Source organism: Streptomyces sp. NPDC001502 (genome assembly GCF_042894785.1).
GTDB lineage: Bacteria > Actinomycetota > Actinomycetes > Streptomycetales > Streptomycetaceae > Streptomyces > Streptomyces kutzneri.
This window is the reverse complement of the sequence record NZ_JBIAVW010000004.1, coordinates 54,938-71,679: the sequence shown is the minus strand read 5'-3', so window position 1 is coordinate 71,679 and position 16,742 is coordinate 54,938. Positions and strand designations below refer to the sequence as shown.

At 71.7% G+C, this 16,742-nt stretch carries 16 protein-coding genes; 2 read left to right on the top strand and 14 right to left on the bottom strand.

The window, feature by feature from the left end; all coding sequences use genetic code 11:
- Nucleotides 1-66 precede the first annotated feature (66 nt).
- Nucleotides 67-1,053: a GNAT family N-acetyltransferase gene (locus ACFY0D_RS07545; RefSeq protein ID WP_390797474.1), complete on the top strand. Its 987-nt coding sequence runs from the start codon at nucleotides 67-69 to the stop codon at nucleotides 1,051-1,053.
- Nucleotides 1,050-1,844, top strand: coding sequence for a tetratricopeptide repeat protein (locus ACFY0D_RS07540; RefSeq protein WP_390170339.1), 795 nt, complete (start codon nucleotides 1,050-1,052; stop codon nucleotides 1,842-1,844). Before ACFY0D_RS07545 ends, ACFY0D_RS07540 begins: the two co-directional genes overlap by 4 nt.
- Nucleotides 1,845-2,288: 444 nt before the next feature.
- Here the strand turns inward: ACFY0D_RS07540 and ACFY0D_RS07535 are convergent, their stop codons facing one another.
- The 14 genes from ACFY0D_RS07535 to ACFY0D_RS07470 all read right to left on the bottom strand — a co-directional run bounded on the left by ACFY0D_RS07535 (nucleotide 2,289) and on the right by ACFY0D_RS07470 (nucleotide 16,668).
- Nucleotides 2,289-2,906, bottom strand: coding sequence for a DNA-binding response regulator (locus ACFY0D_RS07535; RefSeq protein WP_390797473.1), 618 nt, complete (start codon nucleotides 2,904-2,906; stop codon nucleotides 2,289-2,291).
- The gene (locus ACFY0D_RS07530) at nucleotides 2,903-3,988 is read right to left on the bottom strand and encodes a sensor histidine kinase (protein ID WP_390797754.1); all 1,086 of its coding nucleotides are present in this window, start codon (nucleotides 3,986-3,988) and stop codon (nucleotides 2,903-2,905) included. Before ACFY0D_RS07530 ends, ACFY0D_RS07535 begins: the two co-directional genes overlap by 4 nt.
- Nucleotides 3,989-4,076: 88 nt before the next feature.
- Entirely contained in the window at nucleotides 4,077-4,817 is a 741-nt protein-coding gene (locus tag ACFY0D_RS07525; RefSeq protein ID WP_382595658.1) for an ABC transporter permease, read from the bottom strand.
- Nucleotides 4,814-5,758: an ABC transporter ATP-binding protein gene (locus tag ACFY0D_RS07520; protein WP_390797472.1), complete on the bottom strand. Its 945-nt coding sequence runs from the start codon at nucleotides 5,756-5,758 to the stop codon at nucleotides 4,814-4,816. Before ACFY0D_RS07520 ends, ACFY0D_RS07525 begins: the two co-directional genes overlap by 4 nt.
- Before the next feature lie 159 nt (nucleotides 5,759-5,917).
- Entirely contained in the window at nucleotides 5,918-7,786 is a 1,869-nt protein-coding gene (locus ACFY0D_RS07515) for a hypothetical protein (RefSeq protein ID WP_390797471.1), read from the bottom strand.
- A gap of 343 nt (nucleotides 7,787-8,129) precedes the next feature.
- Complete coding sequence (locus ACFY0D_RS07510; protein ID WP_301366869.1) at nucleotides 8,130-8,513, bottom strand: DUF6113 family protein; 384 nt, start codon at nucleotides 8,511-8,513, stop codon at nucleotides 8,130-8,132.
- Nucleotides 8,510-9,406, bottom strand: a complete 897-nt coding sequence (gene mshB / locus ACFY0D_RS07505) for an N-acetyl-1-D-myo-inositol-2-amino-2-deoxy-alpha-D-glucopyranoside deacetylase (protein ID WP_390797470.1) — start codon at nucleotides 9,404-9,406, stop codon at nucleotides 8,510-8,512. Before mshB ends, ACFY0D_RS07510 begins: the two co-directional genes overlap by 4 nt.
- A gap of 24 nt (nucleotides 9,407-9,430) precedes the next feature.
- Nucleotides 9,431-9,625, bottom strand: a complete 195-nt coding sequence (locus tag ACFY0D_RS07500; RefSeq protein ID WP_030012369.1) for a hypothetical protein — start codon at nucleotides 9,623-9,625, stop codon at nucleotides 9,431-9,433.
- Between the two features lie 351 nt (nucleotides 9,626-9,976).
- Nucleotides 9,977-11,047 carry an ABC transporter ATP-binding protein gene (locus ACFY0D_RS07495; protein ID WP_390797469.1) on the bottom strand — a complete coding sequence of 357 codons (1,071 nt, stop codon included), beginning with the start codon at nucleotides 11,045-11,047 and terminating at the stop codon, nucleotides 9,977-9,979.
- Nucleotides 11,040-12,023: an ABC transporter ATP-binding protein gene (locus tag ACFY0D_RS07490; protein WP_390797468.1), complete on the bottom strand. Its 984-nt coding sequence runs from the start codon at nucleotides 12,021-12,023 to the stop codon at nucleotides 11,040-11,042. The genes ACFY0D_RS07495 and ACFY0D_RS07490 overlap by 8 nt, the downstream gene beginning before the upstream one ends.
- Before the next feature lie 12 nt (nucleotides 12,024-12,035).
- On the bottom strand, nucleotides 12,036-13,058 hold the full coding sequence (locus tag ACFY0D_RS07485; protein WP_390797467.1) for an ABC transporter permease: 1,023 nt from the start codon (nucleotides 13,056-13,058) through the stop codon (nucleotides 12,036-12,038).
- Nucleotides 13,051-13,974, bottom strand: coding sequence for an ABC transporter permease (locus ACFY0D_RS07480; RefSeq protein ID WP_390797466.1), 924 nt, complete (start codon nucleotides 13,972-13,974; stop codon nucleotides 13,051-13,053). Before ACFY0D_RS07480 ends, ACFY0D_RS07485 begins: the two co-directional genes overlap by 8 nt.
- Nucleotides 13,975-14,005: 31 nt before the next feature.
- Entirely contained in the window at nucleotides 14,006-15,634 is a 1,629-nt protein-coding gene (locus ACFY0D_RS07475; RefSeq protein WP_390797465.1) for an ABC transporter substrate-binding protein, read from the bottom strand.
- Between the two features lie 107 nt (nucleotides 15,635-15,741).
- The gene (locus ACFY0D_RS07470) at nucleotides 15,742-16,668 is read right to left on the bottom strand and encodes a GNAT family N-acetyltransferase (RefSeq protein ID WP_390797464.1); all 927 of its coding nucleotides are present in this window, start codon (nucleotides 16,666-16,668) and stop codon (nucleotides 15,742-15,744) included.
- Nucleotides 16,669-16,742: the final 74 nt, after the last annotated feature.

The window sequence follows — 16,742 nt, the reverse complement described above, 5'->3', positions numbered from 1 at the left end:
CGTCGATGCCCGCACCTAGTATCTCCGTTCCCGGGCACGATCCGAACAGGAGGGGCGGACAGAGCTGTGGAAATCACTGCCGGTGGACTGCTGGAGGTCCGTATTACCCCGGCTGACGTGGGTAAACGAGTCTCTGTACGACGGGTGGAGGCCGTAGTGAGCGGATCACCCGAGTTCACGGACACGGTCGGGGTTCTCACATCCTGGGACCAGGGTGTGCTGCTGATCACAAAGAAGGACGGGCAATCCGTCCGCATCTCGGAATCCTCGCTGGTGGCGGGCAAGATCGTGCCTCCGGCACCGGCCCGGCGCCGGGGTCCCGCGGCCTCCTTCGAGGAGCTCTCGCGGGTCGCCGCGCGGGCCTGGCAGCCGCTGGAGAGCGAGCGGCTGGGCGACTGGACGCTGCGGGCGGCCGCCGGATTCACCCGGCGGGCCAATTCCGTGCTTCCGCTCGGCGATCCGGGGATACCGCTGGACGAAGCACTCGCGCGAGTGACCTCCTGGTACGCGGAGCGGTCGCTTCCGACCTATGTGCAGGTCGCGACGGGGGCCGCCGGCACCCAGGAGATGCTCGGCGCGGAGCTGGAGCGGCGCGGCTGGGTGAACGAGGTGTCGGCGGAGGTACGGATCGGGGCGCTGGCGCCGGTGGGCGACGTGGACGCGCCCGCGGCCGGGGCCGTACGCCTGACCCGGGTCCCGGACGAGGAGTGGCTCGGGCGCTACGGGAAGGTCGGCGACCCGGACCTGGCCCGGCGGATGCTGGTGGAAGGGCCGTCGGTGTGGTTCGCGGCGCTGCCGGGGGGCCGGGCCATCGGGCGCTGCGTGGTGGACGGGCGGTGGGCCGGCTTCGCGGCGGTGACCGTGGATCCCGCGCACCGGCGGGAGGGCCTGGCGACGGCGGTGATGGCGGCGCTGGCCCGGCGGGCGCTGGAGGAGGGCGCGTCGGCGGCGTGGCTGCAGGTCGAGACGGACAATCCGGGGGCACTGGCGCTGTACGACGGGCTGGGCTTCGCCACGCACCACACGTACCACCACTACCGGGCGGTTTCGTGAGCGCGGCGGCCTGGCGGGAGCAGTTCGCGGCCGAGGCCCGGGCGGAGCGGCCCGACCTGGCGCTGCTGTGCCTGCTGCTGGCCACCGAGGGCGACCCGGAGCTGGACGAACGCGCCATGGACCGGGCGCAGATCGAGCTGGACCGGCTGGCCGGGATGCTGCCGTACGGGCTGCGCGGCGGGCGGGCGTGGGCGTCCGCGGTGACGGAACTACTGGGCGGGCGCCTCGGGTTCCACGGCACGCCGGCGGACTACGACCGGCTGTCGTCCTCGCTGCTGCACGAGGTACTGAGGCGCAGGCGCGGGCTGCCGATCCTGCTGTCGGTGGTGTGGCTGGAGGTCGCCCGGCGGGCCGGGGCGCCGGTGTACGGGCTGGGACTGCCGGGACACTTCGTGGTGGGCTTCGGCGACCCGGAGGAGGGCGTGGTGGTGGACCCGTTCGCGGGCGGCGCCTCCCTGGGCACCGGGCCGGCGGAGCTGGCGTCGGGGCCGCGCGAGCCGGCCCGGACGCTGGACATCGTGCAGCGGATCCTGGCGAACATCCGGGCCTGGGCCGCGGCCCGCCCGGAGCAGTCGGGGGTGGCCCTGTGGGCGGTGGAACTGTCGCTGCTGCTGCCGTCGCATCCGGCGGCGCTGCGGTACGAGCGGGCGCGGCTGCTGGTGGAGCGGGGCTCCTTCCAGGAGGGGGCGGCCGAGCTCGACGCGTACGCCGGGGTGGTCTCCGCGGTGGACGCCGACGCGGCGGCCCGCATCCACGCGGAAGCCGTCTCGGCCCGCGCCCTCCTGAACTGACCGGGGCTCCGCCCCGCACCCCGCCCCTCGACCGCCGGGCCCACTCCGGCCCCGCCGGCCCAACCCGGCCTCGCCGGGGCCAATCCGGCCTCGCTGACACTTTCAGGCCCGCCTGGGCCACATCCGAGCCCCGCCGGCGTTTGAGCCGGGGGCACCTCCCAGCGGTAGCCGGGGGAGGGTCCGGGCGGAGCCCGGTGCCCGGCGGAGCCGGGTTTCCTGGGGCTCCGCCCCAGACCCCGCGCCTCAAACGCCGGCGAGGCTGAATTCGGCCGGGCCGAGGCTGGTTGGGGGCCCGGCGAAGCTGGAATGCGGCCCCGAGGCTGGGGGCGGCCGCCGAGGCTGGAAGTGGCCCCGACGAGGCGGGGGCGGCCGGCGAGGCGGGAATGGCCCCGATGAGGCGGGGGCGGCCGGCGAGGCGGGGATGGCCCGGCCGGGCTGGAGTGGCTAGAGCCAGCCTTTTTCGCGGGCCGTGCGGACGGCTTCGGCGCGGTTGCGGGCCGCCAGTTTCTGGATCGCCGTCGAGAGGTAATTGCGGACCGTGCCCTGGGACAGGTGGAGCCGCGCCGCGAGTTCCGCGTTGGTCGCGCCGCTCTCCGCCTCCCGCAGGACCTCCCGTTCGCGGTCCGTCAGCGGGTTCGCGCCCTCCGCGAGGGCGGCCGCGGCCAGGGTGGGGTCGATGACGCGCTCCCCCTGGAGGACTTTGCGTACGGCGGCCGCCAGCTGCGCGGCCGGGGCGTCCTTGACCAGGAAGGCGGAGGCGCCCGCCTCCATCGCGCCGCGGAGATAGCCGGGGCGGCCGAAGGTGGTCAGGATGACGATCCGCAGGGCGGGGAGTTCGGCGTGCAGGGCGGCCGCCGCCTCGATGCCCGTCATGCCCGGCATCTCGATGTCCAGCAGGGCCACGTTCACGTCGTGCGCGCGGGCCGCCGCCAGCACCTCGTCGCCGCGGGCCACCTGGACCCGTACCTCGATGTCGGGTTCCAGGCCGAGCAGCGCGGCGAGGGCCTCGCGGACCATCGACTGGTCCTCCGCCAGGAGGATGCGGATGGGACGTGAGGTCATGATCTCGATCCTAGGGGGACTCGGGCGGTGAGGGCGAAGCCGGTCCGGCCGGCGGGGCCCGCCGACAGGGTGCCGCCGAGGGCCTCCAGACGTTCCGTCAGGCCGGTCAGACCGTTGCCGGGGCTGCTCTGGCCGACGCTCGCGCCGTCGTCCGTGACGGTCAGTTCCAGTACCGGCCCGTCGAGGGTCTGGCTGGTCTCCAGCGTGACCCGGCAGCGCTTCGCGCCGCTGTGCCGCACCACGTTCGTCACGGCTTCGCGCAGGGACCAGGCCAGGGCCGATTCCGCCGCCTCGGGGAGGTCGTCGGCCGGGGGCGCCGGGAGCTCGGCCAGTACGCCCGCCGCGGCCAGGGCCGTACGCGCGCCCGCGAGTTCGCCGGGGAGGGTGGGCCGCCGGTAGCCGCTCACCGCTTCGCGTACGTCGACCAGCGCCTGCCGGCTGACCTGCTCGATGTCGGCGACCTGCTGGGCGGCCGCCTCCGGCTGCCCGGGCAGCATCCGGCCCGCCAGCTCGCTCTTCAGCGTGATCAGCGACAGCGAGTGCCCCAGCAGGTCGTGCAGGTCCCGGGCCATCCGCAGCCGTTCCTCGTTGGCCGCGAGCTGGGCCACCGTGGCCCGGGCCTCGCGCAGCTCCATCGTGGTGCGGATCATCGCCCGGACCCCGACCATCGCGAAGCCGCCCATGAGGGCCGGGATCAGCAGGCCCGCCAGGTAGGCGGTGCCGTCCGGGACCGCGTTCGCCATGACCGCCAGCAGGGCGGTGGTGCCCAGCACGGTCCAGCGGGCGTACCGGGCCGGCAGCGCGGCGCCGGAGGAGATGGCCACGTAGACGAAGAGCACGAGCCATTCCCGGCCCAGCGCCAGCGACAGGACCATGGCCTCGGCGGAGAGCACCGCCAGCGAGAACAGCACCGTGCGGACCGGCATCGGGCGGGCGGTGCGGAAGACCAGCACCAGGTACCAGGCGACGAAGACCGCGAGGCCCAGGCCGCCGAGCACCCTGGCTCCGGGGCTGTGCCCGCCGCCGGCCAGGTCGGCGACGGGGGCGCTCAGGTAGAAGAGCCAGATGCTGATCCAGAGCATCCGCACCGTCTTCTGGTGACGGTTCTCCGGCTGTTCGGCGATTTCGAGGTGGTCCCGGTCCTCGCGTTCCTTCGTCAGCGCCACGGGTTCATGCCTTCAGTGAGTCCTTGCGGTACAGCCAGGCGGCCGCACCGGTGAACAGTACGAAGTACACCGCGAGGAGCGCGACGTCCCCGGCCCGGGGCGCGCCGCCGAGCTCGATGGCCTGGCCCAGGCCCGCGTAGGCGTGGGTGGGGAGCCACTCGCAGATGTTCTGGAGCCACTGCGGGAAGTTCGCGGTGGGCATCCACAGGCCGCCGAGGATCGACAGGGCGAAGTAGACGAGCATCGTGATGGGGCGGACGTTGTCCCCGCTCGCCAGGTAGCCGAGGGCGACGCCGAGGGCCGCGAAGACCAGGCTGCCGGCCCAGATCGAGCCGGTGAGGGCGAGCCACTGCCAGGCGTCGAACCGTACGCCCTTCACTGCGGCCGCCACCGCGAAGACGACCAGGATGGCGGGGAGCGAGAGCACTCCGGCGCCCGCCGTCTTCGCGAGGACGTAGCCGCGGCCGGGGAGGGCGGTGAGGCGGAGCTGGCGGACCCAGCCCTTCTCCCGTTCCTTGGCGATGCGTTCGCTGTTGCCCATCAGGACGGCGGTCAGGGCGCCGAAGGAGGCCATGGCGACCATGTAGAAGGCGGGCATGGTCAGTTCGGTGCCCATGACCTTGGTGGTGCCGTCGAGGGTTCCGCCGAGCATCAGGAACAGCGCGGCCGGGTACATGATCGTGAAGAAGAGGTACTTCTTGTTCCGCAGGGCGCGGACGATCTCCAGTTTGACGAGGGCGTTCACGGGGTGGCCTCCTCGGCCTCGGTGAGGGCGATGAAGGCCTGTTCCAGGCCGAGGCCCGCGACCTCCAGATTGCGGGGGTACAGCCCGAGCGCGTACACGGCGTGGACGGTGGCGTCGGCGTCGCGGGACTGGATGCGGACGGTGTCGCCGTGGTGCTCGAAGGCAGTCAGGAAGGGCAGCGCGCGCAGTCGCCCGATCGCGCCGTCGGCGGGGTCGCTCAGGTCGAAGGAGATCTTCCGGGCTCCGGCCTTGGCCTTGATCTCGGCGGCGGTGCCGTCGGCGAGCAGCCGGCCCTTGCCGAGCACCAGGACGCGGTCGGCGATCGCGTCGGCCTCTTCCAGGTAGTGGGTGGCGAAGAGGACCGTGCGGCCCTGGTCGGCCTGTTCCCGCATGGTGGCCCAGAAGGACTGGCGGGCGGTGACGTCCATGCCGGTGGTCGGCTCGTCGAGCACGATCAGGTCGTTGTCGCCGGCCGTGGCGAGCGCGAAGCGCACGCGCTGCTCCTGGCCGCCGGAGAGCTTGTCGACCCGGCGGTCGGCGATCTTGTCGATGCCGGCCCGGGAGAGCACCTGGCCGACCGGGTGCGGCCTCGGGTGCAGGGCGCAGCCGAGGGCGACGATCTCCCGTACGGTCACCTCCTCCATCAGGCCGCCGCTCTGCAGCATCGCGCCGACCCGGCCGGCGGCGACGGCCTCGCGCGGGGTGGTGCCGAAGATCCGGACGGAGCCGGAGTCGGCGGGGCGCAGGCCGAGGAGGAGGTCGAGGGTGGAGGACTTGCCGGCGCCGTTGGGGCCGAGGAGCGCGACGGTCTCGCCCGGGTGGAGCGTGAGGGAGAGGCCGTCGACCGCCCGGACCGTGCCGTAGCTCTTGGTCACGTTCTCGAAGCTGACCACGCTGTCGGTGGCGGGCTTCGCGGTGCGTGTCGCGGTGGTCGTCGTCATGGATAGAGATTCGCCCGTACGGGGTCCCGCGCGGCAGTGTCGGGCGTCGTGTGTGCCGGATGACAGATGTCATGCGGCGGACATGACGGTGCCCCCGCCCGGGGTGCGGGCGGGGGCACCGGTCGGCCGGTCCCGAAGGGCAGGACGGGCCGGGCCGTCCTAGTTCGGGTTGGTGTCGACGACCGCGGTGCGCTCGGCGGTGGTCTTGCCGCGGAGCGCCTTGCCGAGGGCGCCGGCGATGTCCTGCGGGGTGACGGCCGTCTTCTCGCCGGTGCCGCGGGTGATCAGGATCCCGTCGAAGGTGTTCCCGTAGGTCGCCTTGAGCGCCTCCAGGTCGAACTTCTCGATCAGGCGGCCGTCGACGGGCTGCATGCTCAGGATCTTGGGCAGGGACCGGGCGCCGAAGGCGATGGACTTGGTGCCCACCTTGACCGTGGCGTTCGCGGACATGGCGGGCTCGGCGAACTCCTTCATGGCCCGGTCCAGTTCGGCCTGGCCGATGGCCGGCGCCTTGGTGGTGGTCGGCAGTTCGGCCACGGCCGCCTTGCCGGTGGCGACCTGGTCCTTGAAGGTCTTGGCGACCAGCTGGACGGAGGCGTCGACGTCGAGGGTGGTGCCGGGGGTGCCGGGGACGGCGACGGCCTTGCCGGTGTCGAACTTGATCGTGCCCTCGGTGGCCGTACCGGAGGTGCCCGCGAGCTCCTGCAGCGCGACCTGGAGCTTCTCCTCGTCGGTCGGCATCACGGGGTCGGCGACCCGCTGGTTGCCGAGGAGCGAGCCGATGACCGTGATCGGGTTGTAGTCGCTGCCGGCCGCGTTGCGGACGGTGGTCTGGGCGTCCAGGGTCAGGCCGGCCTTCTCGGGCTTCAGCTCGACCGGCTTGCCGCCGACGCTCAGCTGGATCGGGGCGGCGGCGCGGGTGCCGAAGGCCGTCTGGAGCTTGGAGACGGCCTCGTCGCGGCTGCCGCTGATGTCGACGCCGAGGACGGTGGTGCCCTTGGGGACGTCGGAGTGGTTCAGGAGCAGCCCGGCGCCGTAGGCCACGCCGAGGAGGGCGATGAGACCGCCGCCGAGCAGGACCAGCTTGGAGCGGCCCTTCTTGGCGGGCTTGCCGGTGGCCTTGGGCTGCGCGGCCGCGGGGCGGGGGGCGGCCGGCGTGGGGACCGGTACCGGGGTCGGCAGCGGGCCGTCCAGGTCGGGGCCGGGCCACTGCGGAGCCTCGTCGAAGGCGGCCGCGCCGGCCGGGCCGCCGGCGGGGCCGGTGCCGAAGCCGGGGCCGCCGGTGGGTCCGGCGGGGCCGCCGCCGTAGGCCGGGAACGCCTCGGTGACCGGGCCGCCGTCGCCCTGGTCGCCCCCGTAGGCGGGGAAGCCCTGGGTCGTCCCGACACCCGGGCCGCCGGGCATCGGGGCCGTGGGCGCGGGCGGGGAGGCCTGGGCGTAGCCCTGGCTGTAGTCCGAAACGGGCGGCGGCGGGGTGCGCGGCGGCGCGAAGGCGGCGTCCGGTCCGGGCACCTGCGGGGCCTGGGTGCGCTGCGGCGGGGGGTAGCCCGCGCCGGGCCCGGCCGGCGGCGGCGTGGGCGTCGGAGTCGGCGTCGGGGACGGCGTCCGGGTGGGCAGCGGCCGCTGCGCGAGCGGCGGGGCGGCCGCGGCCGGCGGCATCCGGTCCGCGGCGGGGGCCGGGGCCTGGGGGGCCGGCTTGCGCGGGGCGAACCAGTTGCTGGCCGCCTCCTCGGGTTCGGCGGCCGGGGCGGGCGCCGGCGTCGGGGCGCCATCCGGCTCCGGGGCGGCCTCGATGCGGGTCGGCTGCGGCCCGCGCCGCTGCGCGAGCGGCGGGGCGGCCTGCTCGGGCGCCTGCTCCGGCCCGCTCCGCTCGGCGGTACCGGCCGAGCCGGAGTTGGTGCCCATCGCCTTGCGCACGACCACCGGCGGGATCGGCCGCGAACCGGGGATGTTGATCCGGATCCGGGTCGTCAGGGTGGTCTCGGTCTTGGGCCCGTCGGAATCGGGCGTGGACGGCTTCGAGGTCACAGCGTTCTCCTCCGGAGCGGTCGCCGCAGCGTCCGTGGACGGGTACTGGCCGGTTCCGTACGGCGGTGTACCCGAGGGGTAAGCGGCTCCACCGTGCCCCTTGGGCCCGGAGGACGAACTGTCGGTTTCACGACTCAAGGCAGGTTCTCCCGGTTGGCTCCGCCGCCCGTCATACCGTGCGCGGGCAGCTCGGCGGCCCGTCCACCATACTGGCCGCCGCCCGCAGGCAACTGACTGGCGGGAATCAGGCGTTCCTGATAGCGCCCGTCAAACCCCCCTGAAGCGCCCGGCGGGCCCCCGCGCGCACCTCTCGGCGAACCTCCCTACGAGGTCCGACACCACGTCACTTGGCAGGCCGGGAGACGGAAACCGGCCGATCCAGCGGACCGCGCATCGTGGCACACATCACAGCGAGAACGGTTCCACCCAAAAGGTAGACGTACACACCGATTCCGGACGAACCGAGGAGGAAGTCCCCCTCGGGGCGCGGAACGCTGAGCATCACGTACGAGAGGAACCAGCCGACTGCGGCGCCGCCCACGCCGAAGCCGGTCCCGAGGGCGATCCGGCCGCCGAGGAACAGCCCGAAGACGGCCAGCAGCGCGAGCAGCAGACCGCCGGGGAACCAGAGGCCGACCACCAGCCAGCCGGCCGCGCCGGTCAGCGCACCCGCGACCAGCATGCCCAGACAGCCGGCGATCCGCCCGGCCGTGGCCGTGCCGCTCATGCCTCCACCCCCGCGAAGAGGTCGTGTTCGCGCTCGCCCGCCGGGGCGCCCGGCCGGCCCTCGACCAGTTCGTAGTACTCGCGGGTGAACAGCGGCTGCGCCAGGTCGTTGGAGAGGGCGAAGAAGGACCCGTCCACGGCGATCTGGGTGGCGTGGGCCCGCATGGCGGCCGCCTTCGCCGCCACGAAGGTGTCCTTGGCGTCGATCTCGGTGGTGATCCGCTCATCGGCGACGACCCCCGGCACGTCCCCGGGCGAGCCCACCGCGGGGAAGGGCATCTCACCCCCGGCGGCGCGCAGCCGGGCGAAGCCCTCCTCGACCACCGAGCGCGGGACGCGGTTCCAGTAGATCTTCCCGACCGTGTGGGGCGCGCCGAGGTCGCGCCGGTACGCGGTCTCCGCGGCCAGTTCGGCGGCGCGCATGGCGACCCGGTGGGCCTGGATGTGGTCCGGGTGCCCGTATCCGCCGTCCGGGTCGTAGGTGACGAGCACCTGCGGCCGCAGCTCCCGGATGATCTCCACGAGGTAGGCGGCGGCCTCGTCCACGTCGGCGGACCAGAAGGCCCCCGGCCGGTGGTTCTGCGGGGCGCCCATCATCCCGGAGTCCCGGAAGCGGCCGGGGCCGCCGAGGAACCGGTGGTCGTGGACGCCCAGTTCCGCCATGGCCGAGGCGAGCTCGCCGACGCGGTGGGCGCCGAGGGTGTCGTCGCGGTCGGCCGCCAGGTGGGCGAGCCCGGGCGGGATGACCTCGCCCTCCTCGCCCAGGGTGCAGGTCACCAACGCGACGTGGGCGCCCTCGGCCGCGTACTTGGCCATGGTGACGCCGTTGTTGATCGACTCGTCGTCGGGGTGCGCGTGCACGAGGAGCAGACGACGGGCGGGAAGACCGTTCATGGGGCCTAGCCTACGAGGCGAGGCCTAGAACTTGAGGCCACTGATCATGCTCGCCACGTTCGAGGTGAGCTGGCTGAGGGTCGGGGCGATGGTGGAACTCGCCAGGTAGAAGCCGAGCAGTACGCAGACCACCGCATGTCCCGCCTTCAGGCCCGCCCTTCGGACCAGCAGGAAGACGATGATCGCCAGCAGCACCACGGCGGAGATCGAGAGTGCCACGGCGTTTCACCTCCACGTCGAGCGGACATCGGTACGCGTATTCGTGCTCGGCAGGAGTCATACCCACCGTGCGCTACGGATCATAACTATCCGTACCAGCGCATCGATCGAAATCCGGCAGCACGAGGGGCGCATGCCGCGCATGAGTGGGGTCACGGGGAGGCCGGCCGGCGAGGCTGTACGCCTCCCCGGCCGGCTGTCGGCACCCGCACGGCCGCACGACATCCAGGTTGCATGCCCCAGATCTCGGGGCAGAAACGGTCAAGTTGCCCCCACGTAAACGGAGTTGCCGGGGCGTTTGCCGTTTCCCCACCCGGCGCGCAGCGGTGGCCGGAAATGATCGGTCGGCGGCTACTCCTTCGTCAGCGGATCCGCCGGCGGCGGGGACGGCGGCGGCTGGTCCGACGGCGGGACCACCTGCTTCTCCGCCGCGAAGTGGCAGGCCGACGGGTGGGCCGCCGGGCCGGAGGGGAAGACCTGCGGGACCGCGAGCAGCGGGACCTCCGCCGTGCAGCGGGGCTCGGCCTTCCAGCAGCGGGTGCGGAAGGGGCAGCCCGAGGGCGGGTTGGCCGGGGACGGGACGTCACCGCTGAGGATGATCCGCTCGCGGTGGGCGCGGGCCTCCGGGTCCGGGACCGGGACGGCCGAGAGCAGCGCCTGGGTGTACGGGTGGGTCGGATGGTCGTAGATCTGGCTGTCGGTGCCGATCTCGACGATCCGGCCCAGGTACATGACGCCGACCCGGTCGGAGATGTGCCGGACGATCGAGAGGTCGTGCGCGATGAAGACGTAGGACAGGTCGAAGTCGCTCTGCAGCCGGTCCAGCAGGTTGATCACCTGGGCCTGGACGGAGACGTCCAGCGCCGAGACGGGCTCGTCGGCGACGATGATCTCGGGCTGCAGGGCCAGGCCCCGGGCGATGCCGATGCGCTGGCGCTGGCCGCCGGAGAATTGGTGCGGGTACCGGTTGATGTACTCCGGGTTCAGACCGACGACATCGAGCAGCTCCTGCACCTTCTGCCGGCGCGAGCCCTTGGGAGCCACCTCGGGGTGGATCTCGAAAGGCTCCCCGATGATGTCGCCGACCGTCATGCGCGGGTTCAGCGACGTGTACGGGTCCTGGAAGACCATCTGGATGTTGCGGCGCACGGCCTTCAGCGCGCGCCCCGACAGCTTGGTGATGTCCTCGCCCTTGTACGAGATCGAGCCCGCCGTCGGCCGCTCCAGATTGACCAGCATCTTGGCCACGGTGGACTTCCCGCAGCCGGACTCGCCGACGATGCCGAGCGTCTCACCGGCGCGCAGGCCGAAGGAGACCCCGTCGACCGCCTTGACCGCGCCGACCTGCTTGCGGAAGACGATGCCCCGGGTCAGCGGGTAGTACTTGACCAGGTCCTTCACTTCCAGCAGGGACTCAGCCATGGAGGCACTCCTTCCAGAAGTGGCAGGCGCTGGTGCGCTCCACCGGGGACTCGGTCACCCGGTACAGCGGCGGGACGTCGGTGCGGCACACCGCCTGCGCCATCGGGCAGCGCGGGTTGAAGGCGCAGCCGGGCGGGATGGCCACCAGGTTCGGCGGCAGGCCCTTGATGGCGTACAGCTCCTGGCCCTTCTGGTCCAGGCGCGGGATGGAGTCCAGCAGGCCGCGCGTGTACGGGTGCGCGGGCGCCTTGTAGATCTCGTGGACCGGAGCCGCCTCGACGATCCGGCCCGCGTACATGACCGCGATCTTGTCGGCCACGTCCGCGACCACGCCCAGGTCGTGGGTGATCAGGATGAGGCCCATGTTCAGCTCACGCTGGAGCTCGGCGAGCAGATCCATCACCTGGGCCTGGACGGTGACGTCCAGGGCGGTCGTCGGCTCGTCCGCGATGATCAGCGAGGGCTCCAGGGCCAGCGCCATCGCGATCATGATGCGCTGGCGCATGCCGCCCGAGAACTGGTGCGGGTAGTCCCCCACCCGCTCCTTCGCCGCCGGGATCCTGACCCGGTCCATCAGCTCGACGGCCTTGCCCTTGGCGTCCTTGCGGGACATCCCGCGGTGCACCTCGTACATCTCGGCGAGCTGCGCGCCCACGCTCAGGACCGGGTTGAGGGAGGAGAGCGCGTCCTGGAAGATCATCGCCATCTCGGCGCCGCGGATCTTGCGCCGCTCCTCCTCCTTCATCTTGAGGAGGTCCTTGCCCTTGAAGAGGATCTCGCCGCCCGCGATCCGGCCCGGCGGCACGTCGAGGATGCCCATCACGGCCTGGGCGGTGACCGACTTGCCGGAGCCCGACTCGCCGAGCACGGCGAGCGTCTCGCCCTCGGCCACCGAGTAGTTGACGCCGTTGACGGCCTTGGCGACTCCGTCGCGCGTCTTGAATTCCACGTGCAGGTCGCGGACTTCGAGCAGCATGTGCGGGGCTCCTCAGCGCAGCTTGGGGTCGAGGGCGTCGCGCACCGCGTCGCCGAGCATGATGAAGGCGAGCACGGTCAGGCTCAGCGCGCCGGCCGGCCAGAGCAGCATGTGCGGGGCGTTGCGGATCTGCGAGGCCGCGTTGGAGATGTCGATGCCCCAGGAGACGGTGGGCGGGCGCAGGCCGACGCCGAGGAAGGACAGGGTGGCCTCCAGGGCGATGTAGGTGCCGAGCGCGATGGTGGCGACCACGATGACCGGGGCGATGGCGTTGGGCGCCACGTGCCGGAGCATCATCCGGCCGTTGCCGGCGCCGAGGGCCCGGGCCGCCTGGACGTAGTCGTTCTGTTTGGCGGTGATGACGGAGCCGCGGCCGATGCGGGCGATCTGCGGCCAGCCGAGGAGCACGATGAAGCCGACCACCGGCCAGACGGTGGTGCTGGTGACCACGGACAGGAACACCAGGCCGCCGAGGACGACGGGGATGCCGAAGAAGATGTCGGCGACCCGGGAGAGCAGCGCGTCGCCCCAGCCGCCGAAGAACCCGGCGAGCCCGCCGAGCAGCGAGCCGAGCAGGGCGGCGCCGAAGGTGGCGCAGACGCCCACGGTGATGGAGGCGCGGGCCCCGTAGACGGTACGGGTGTACACGTCGCAGCCCTGGGTGTCGTAGCCGAAGGGATGGCCTGGGGAGGAGCCCTGCTGCGACTTGGACAGGTCGCACTGCAGCGGGTCGCCGCTCGCGATGAGCTGCGGCCAGATCGAGATGATCACGAGGAAGAGGATCATCAGCGAGGAGATGATGAAGACGGGGTTGCGGCGCAGCTGATGCCAGGCGTCGGACCACAGGGAGCGGGGCTTCTCACCGGGGCCGGTCCCGCCCGGCGGGCCGTCCTTCTCGATGCCCTCGACGCTCTCGGCCTCCTCCAGGGCCAGATCCATGGGTCCCCCCTGGCCGGTCGGGGAGACCGCCTCGTGCGGACGGGGACCGACGGGATCGTAGCCGCCGGGCCCTTCGGGACGCTCGGGGTCAGGCATAACGGATCCTCGGGTCCAGGACCGCGTAGAGCAGGTCGACGAGCAGGTTCGCCAGCAGGAAGACGATGACGAGGATGGTCACGAAGCCGACGACCGTGGGCGAGTTGTTTCGCAGGATGCCCTGGTAGAGCTGGTAGCCGACGCCGTGGATGTTGAAGATCCGCTCGGTGACGATGGCGCCGCCCATCAGGGCGCCGATGTCGGTGCCGATGAAGGTGACGACGGGGATGAGCGAGTTGCGCAGCAGGTGGCGGGTGACGACCCGGCGGCGCGGCAGGCCCTTGGCGACGGCGGTGCGCACGTAGTCGGCCTTGACGTTCTCGGCGATGGAGGTGCGCGAGAGCCGGGTGACGTAGGCGAGGGAGACCAGCGCGAGCACGATGCCGGGCAGGATCAGCTCGTTGAAGGGGGCGTCCGGGGAGACGGTCGGCCGCACCCAGCCCCATTTGACGCCGAAGAGGTACTGGAGCAGATAGCCCGTCACGAACGTCGGTACGGAGATGACGACGAGGGTGAGCACCAGCACGGTGGTGTCGACGGACTTGCCGCGGCGCAGGCCGCTGACCACGCCGAGGGTGATGCCGATGACGATCTCGAAGAAGATCGCGACGATGGTCAGGCGCAGGGTGACGGGAAAGGCGCTGGCCATCAGCTCGGTGACCGGCTGGCCGTTGAAGGCCGTGCCGAAGTCGCCTTTGAAGATCTGGCCCATGTAGTGGAGGTACTGCTCCCACAGGGGGCGGTCGAGGTAGAGGTCCTTGCGGATGCGCGCGGCGGTGGCGGGGTCGGGCGCCTTGTCGCCGAAGAGGGCCGCGACCGGGTCACCGAGCGCGTACACCATGAAGAAGATCAGGAACGTGCTGCCGATGAACACCGGGATCATCTGGAGCAGCCGCCGGATCACATAACGTCCCATGGACTGCTCCAGGATCGATCCGAAACGCGGGTCAGCTGACCTTGATCTGGTCGTACACGGGGACGCTGAACTGGTTGAGCGCCACGTCCGAGAGCCGCTCGGCGTAGCCCGCGCTGCCGTTCTGGTACCAGAGTGGGATGGCCGGCATCTGCGCGGCGAGGATCTTCTCGGAGTCCTGGAACTTCGCGACGGCCTTGGCCTGGTCGCTCTCCTGGTTGGCCTCGTCGACGAGCTTGTCGAAGTCCGCGTTGCTGAACTTCCCGTAGTTGGAGGAGGCCCCGGTGTAGTAGAGGGGCTGGAGGAAGTTCTGGATCAGGGGGTAGTCGGCCTGCCAGCCGGAGCGGAAGGGGCCGGTCAGCTTGAAGCTGCTCTGCTGGTTGCGGAAGTCCGCGAAGGTGCCGATCGGGTTGACCGTGCAGACCGGGCCCTCGCCCAGCGCGTTGTTGATGCTGTTGCAGACGGCGTCCATCCAGTCGCGGTGCGAGCCGGTGTCCACGTTGGAGGTCAGCGTGACCTTGCCGCCGGGGAGCCCGCCGGCGTCCGTGATGAGCTTCTTGGCCGCCGCCGGGTCGTAGACGCAGGCGTCGCCGCAGACCGTGGAGGAGAAGCCGCCCGCCTCGCCGAGGGCCGGGGAGGTCCAGTCCTTGGCCGGGGTGCGGGTCTCGCGGAAGATCTGCTTGGTGATCTCGTCGCGGTTGATCGCCATCGAGATCCCGCGGCGGACGTTCTCCATCCCCTCCTTGCTCCACTGCGGGTCGTACAGCGGGAAGGTGAGGGTCTGGATGATGAGGGCCGGCTGGTTGATGTACCGGTCGCCCAGGTCGTTCTTGACGTTCTTCAGCTGCTGCGCCGGGATGTCGTCGACGAGGTCGAGGTTGCCGGAGATCAGGTCGGTGTAGGCGGTGTTGTTGTCGGTGTAGACCTTCAGGTCCACACCTCCGTTCTGCGCCTTGTCCGGACCGGGGTAGGTGTCCCACTTGCGCAGCTTCATGCCGGTGCCCTTGGTGTACGAGTCCACCGTGTACGGGCCGTTGCCGACGGGCTTGTTCAGCCAGCCGGCGTGGTCGGTGAAGAAGGCCTTGGGCAGGGGGGAGAAGGCCTGGTAGCCGAGGGTCTCGGGCCAGGTGGAGAACTTGTTCTTCAGGGCGACCGTGAAGGTCTTGTCGTCCTTGACGACCAGTCCGGACATCGTCTTGGCCTTGGGCTCACCGGAGGCGGGGTGGACGTCCGCGTAACCGACGATGTCGGAGAAGAACGGCGAGTTGTTCTGCTTGTTGCGCACGTCCGCGCCGTAGTTCCAGGCATCGACGAAGGACTGCGCCGTGACCGGCTCGTCGTTGCTGAACTTCCAGCCGTCCTTCAGCGTGATGGTGAAGTTCTGACTGTCCGTCGTCTCGATCTTCTGGGCGACCATGTCGAGGGCCTCGCCCGTCTTCGGGTCGTAGCGCTTGAGACCCCGGAAGAGCATGTCGAGGACCTTGCCGCCCTGCACCTCGTTGGTGTTGGCGGGCTCCAGCGGGTTCTGCGGGTCGCCCCACGAGGAGCTGACGATTCCCGCCTCGCCGCCTCCGCCGCTGTCGCTACCGCCGCCGCAGGCCGTCGCCGCGAGGGCGACGGCCACCGCACATGCGGCCCACGTGGCGTGGGTGGCTCCGCGCATGGAGTGCCTCCTAGGGATCCCAAGACTCGCTTAGGGGCCTATGTCACCCTATGTGGGGCCCTGCACACTCCTCGTTGGACCGATTGCACCCGCGCGTCACGCCCCTGTCACCCCTGGGGGTGCAATGAAAGCTCCCATGAGTCGACCGCGTAGTGCAGGCCCATGCCGTGCGCCTCGTACAGCGCCAGCGCGCCGGTCTCGTTGTGGGTGTCCACGCCGAGGCCTACGGAGTCCCGGCCGCGCTCCGCGTAGACGGCGAAGCAGTGGCGGAGCAGGAAACCGCCGAGGCCGAGGCCCCGTACCTCCTTCGCCACGCCGAGGTGGCTGACCCAGGCCATGCTCGTGCGGTCGTCCCGGGTGAGCAGCACGGCCACGTCGCCCTGGCCGGGCAGGCTCGCGATCCACACCAGCGACCAGTCGAGCTTGCGACCCTCTATGTGGTCGAGCCAGGTCTCGTACGGGCGGTCCACATGGCCGAAGTGCGCGGCGAAGGTCCGCTCGATCAGGGCGTGGGCCCGGTGGCGGTCGGTCTCGTCGTCGCCGCAGTGGCGCAGGGTGAGCCCGGCCGGCGGGACCGGCGCCGGATCGGCGGCCGGGGACAGGGAGCGGGTCATGACCTGGTAGCGGCGGATGGTGCGGTAGCCGCGGCCGGTCAGGAGGGACAGGTCGAGGGTGGGCTCCACGTTGAGCTGCATTCTCAGCGCGCCCTGACCGCCGGTCAGCTCCCGGGCCCTGGCCTCCATGCGCTCCAGCAGCAGGACGGCGGCCTCGTCGTGGCCGGGCAGTACATAGTGGTCCCCGTCGACGCGGCCGGGGCCGGAGTCCGCCCAGACGAGGGCGTAGGCCACGAGCCGGCCGTCCTGGTGCGCGAGCCAGGAATCCGTGGCCAGGTCCACGTCCGGGGCGTTGAGGTCGGACTCGACGGTGCCGAGATCGGTCTCCGGCCGGCCGATCTCGATCATGTCGACGGCATTGAGCAGGGCGCAGATGTCGGCCGCGTCCCCGGGCCCGGCGGGCCGTACGGTGAGGGTCATGCCGTCACTCTCCGTCCCCGGCTCCCGGGGGCGCAACCGGTTTCCCGGAGTCCCGTCCCAGGGGGCGGCGTATC

Bases quoted from the DNA above. Each gene is read 5' to 3' on its own strand.
- ACFY0D_RS07470 (WP_390797464.1), bottom strand. From the start codon at position 16,668: ATGACCCTCACCGTACGGCCCGCCGGGCCCGGGGACGCGGCCGACATC.
- ACFY0D_RS07535 (WP_390797473.1), bottom strand. From the start codon at position 2,906: ATGACCTCACGTCCCATCCGCATCCTCCTGGCGGAGGACCAGTCGATG.
- ACFY0D_RS07520 (WP_390797472.1), bottom strand. From the start codon at position 5,758: ATGACGACGACCACCGCGACACGCACCGCGAAGCCCGCCACCGACAGC.
- ACFY0D_RS07530 (WP_390797754.1), bottom strand. From the start codon at position 3,988: ATGCTCTGGATCAGCATCTGGCTCTTCTACCTGAGCGCCCCCGTCGCC.
- ACFY0D_RS07480 (WP_390797466.1), bottom strand. From the start codon at position 13,974: ATGGGACGTTATGTGATCCGGCGGCTGCTCCAGATGATCCCGGTGTTC.
- ACFY0D_RS07475 (WP_390797465.1), bottom strand. From the start codon at position 15,634: ATGCGCGGAGCCACCCACGCCACGTGGGCCGCATGTGCGGTGGCCGTC.
- ACFY0D_RS07510 (WP_301366869.1), bottom strand. From the start codon at position 8,513: ATGAGCGGCACGGCCACGGCCGGGCGGATCGCCGGCTGTCTGGGCATG.
- ACFY0D_RS07495 (WP_390797469.1), bottom strand. From the start codon at position 11,047: ATGGCTGAGTCCCTGCTGGAAGTGAAGGACCTGGTCAAGTACTACCCG.
- ACFY0D_RS07490 (WP_390797468.1), bottom strand. From the start codon at position 12,023: ATGCTGCTCGAAGTCCGCGACCTGCACGTGGAATTCAAGACGCGCGAC.
- ACFY0D_RS07485 (WP_390797467.1), bottom strand. From the start codon at position 13,058: ATGCCTGACCCCGAGCGTCCCGAAGGGCCCGGCGGCTACGATCCCGTC.
- mshB (WP_390797470.1), bottom strand. From the start codon at position 9,406: ATGAACGGTCTTCCCGCCCGTCGTCTGCTCCTCGTGCACGCGCACCCC.